This is a genomic window from Pirellulales bacterium, assembly GCA_035939775.1.
In the GTDB taxonomy this organism is placed as follows: domain Bacteria; phylum Planctomycetota; class Planctomycetia; order Pirellulales; family DATAWG01; genus DASZFO01.
Window position 1 is genome coordinate 1 of sequence record DASZFO010000040.1, and the last position, 2,823, is coordinate 2,823.

2 protein-coding genes are annotated in these 2,823 nt (G+C 61.0%); both read left to right on the plus strand.

What is annotated here, in order from left to right:
* A partial coding sequence (locus VGY55_01930; GenBank protein HEV2968716.1) for a hypothetical protein occupies window positions 1-2,543 on the plus strand: 2,543 nt, incomplete at its 5' end.
* Window positions 2,544-2,559: 16 nt separating this feature from the next.
* Window positions 2,560-2,823: hypothetical protein (locus VGY55_01935; GenBank protein HEV2968717.1), on the plus strand; the 264-nt coding region annotated here is incomplete at its 3' end.

The window sequence follows — 2,823 nt, forward strand, 5'->3', positions numbered from 1 at the left end:
TACAGAAATGGTCGGAGCAGAAGGAGATTCAGAATTCGCGAGTGCTGGTTTTGGCGGATACGAGCATCAGCATGGGGCTGAGCAATTCGGATGCGGCTACGTCCTCTCCCGGCGATTCACGAATCGGCCAGGTGGTGACCGAATTTACCGCCGGCAAGATGCTCGACGAGATGCGCAAAACGCACGACGTAGTCGTCTCGCGTTTCGATCAAGACCTCGGCAAGATCATCACGCTGCCAAAGGTTCAGGACGTGATGGCGCGCGAGCAGTCGGACATCGCCGCTCAAGCCGCGCGCGAGTCGCGCGCAAAGTGGCTCCGTTACGCGATCATCGCGGCCGCTGGAGTCTTTGCGGTGTCGATGCTCGGCTTCGTTGTCCGCCGCCTTCTGTTTCGGCGGCGCATCGGAAGTTGGGTCTTTGGGATCGGGGCGACCGTGTCGGCGACGGCCATCTTCGGGGCGCTCGCTTATCTGAGCCTGGATAATCCGAACAGGGATCTGCTTTTGCTGCTGGGCATGCGCGAGCCGACTGCCGAACCATCGCAACCGCAGCCGTCAGAACAAATCCCCGGCGCCCCTTCAAAGCCGGCCAAGGTCGATTGGGCTACGGCACTCAAGCCGCGCGGCATCGAAACCCGCTTGGGGGAATGTTTGCACGAGTTGATTAGCGAAGAGCGCACGCAACCGGTGTCGGGTGTGGTCGTCTTCACCGACGGAGGGCAGAACGCCGGTCTCGATCCGAGCGCGGCAATCGAGTTAGCCCGCGAAACGAAGATTCCGATCTACCTCGTCGGCCTCGGCTCGGATCGCCGTCCGGTGAGCGCGCGGATCGCCGATTTCGCCGCTCCGCCGCGCGCCTATCCGGGCGATAGTTTCACCGTCAACGCCGAGATCGAAGCCCAAGGCATGGCCGGCCGCCAGGTAGACGTGGAATTGGTTTCCCGACCGGCGGGCAAGGTGAGCGCAGCCAATCCGCCGAATTGGAATCGCGAGGACGAGCAGGCCGTCACGCTGCCGGGCGACGGCAAAAAGGAACGGATTAAATTTGAACTCAGCGGCATCAAGGAGCCGGGCCGCCGCACGCTGCAATTGCGAATCAAGCTTCCCGCCACCCAGGCGAATGCCCAGCAGCAGGCGGGCGACCTGGTGCGCGAGACCGATGTGGAAATCGTCGATCGGAAGAATCGCGTGCTGCTATTGGCGGGCGGGCCGACCCGCGAGTATCAGTTTCTGCGCAATCAATTGCGCCGCGATCGCGACACGATCGTGGATGTGCTCTTGCAGACGGCCAACGGCCCGGTCTCACAGGACGCCAACGCGATCCTAGATCATTTCCCCGGCACGATGCAGGAGCTGTCGGAATACGATGCGATCGTCGCCTTCGATCCGGACTGGAAGAATCTGGATTCCGATCCGGTTGCCCGCGACGCGCAGATCAGCCTGCTCGAAAAATGGGTCGCCGAAGAAGCCGGCGGATTGGTGCTCATCGCTGGGCCGGTTTACACCGACGATTGGGCGCAAGATCGGCTGATGTCGAAGGTTCGCAATCTCTATCCGGTCGAGTTCAATCGGCTGTTGATTCAAGCCAAGGACGCGAAGTACGGCTCCGAGACCGCCGGCGCGATCGAATTTACCCGCGAGGGGCAAGAGGCCGAGTTCCTTTGGCTCGGCTCATCCGCGGCCGAAAGCCTGCACAATTGGTCCGATTTCAAAGGCGCGTACGGCTACTATCGCGTGAAAGGGAAAAAACCGGGGGCGACGATTTACGCCCGCTATGCCGATCCCGATTCGAGCGCCGCGGGCGAGGAACTGCCGATCTACATGGCCGGGCAGCTTTACGGGGCCGGCCGCGTGTTTTATTTGGGCAGCGGCGAAATGTGGAGGATTCGGGCGCTCGACGAGACGTTCTTCGAGCAGTTTTACACGAAGCTGTTGCGGCACGTTTCGCAGGGGCGCTTGCTCCGCGGCTCGAGGCGCGGCAATCTGTCGGTCGAACGCGACACGTATCTTCTCGGCAGCACCGTGGACATCGACGCCCGTCTAACGAACGTTCAGCACCAGCCGCTCGATCTGCCGAAGGTGGTGGCGGAAGTGACGCCGCAAAACGGCGCGCCGCTCATGGTCCCGCTCCTGGCGGACCCGAATCGCAAGGGGACTTATCATGGGCAATTCTCCGCGATGGAGGTCGGGCCGCATCGAATCGAGCTGCCGATCCCGGATTCGCAGGAAGACCCGCTCTCGCGGCAAATCATCGTGAAGGTGCCCGACCTAGAGAAGGATAACCCGCAGCGGAACGATGCGCTGCTCAACGAAATCGCCTCGGGCACGGGTGGGCGCTATTATATTGGAGTGGGCGCGGCGCTCGGCGACGGCGGAAAGCTGCCGCCGCTGGTCGGGCAACTAAAAGACCGTAGCCGCGAGACCCCTAAATCCGGCGACATCGACAAAGACTGGGAGCAGCTTTGGATGACTTGGCTGCTCTGCGGCATTTGCGGCTTTCTGTGCCTGGAGTGGTTGGTGCGAAGACTGAGTCGTTTAGCGTGATGAAAGATAACTGCAAATGGCGCCGGTCATTGAGATTATTGGTGTGTATCCGGTTAAAGCTCCAGAGCCATGTCACCTTATTGAGTTGTGGGTGCGCAATTCGCAAACAGGAATTGACGTGGGAATGTTTACCCAACCAATGCGATCGCAGCCGCGCAGCAACTGGCAGGCGGCGTATGACGAAAAGATGCTGGATTCGTCTGGTGTGAAGATCGTCGCGGATGACTTGTTCGGGACACGGCCGGAAAGCCGCTTGTGGGCGGGAGATTTGCGAATCGCG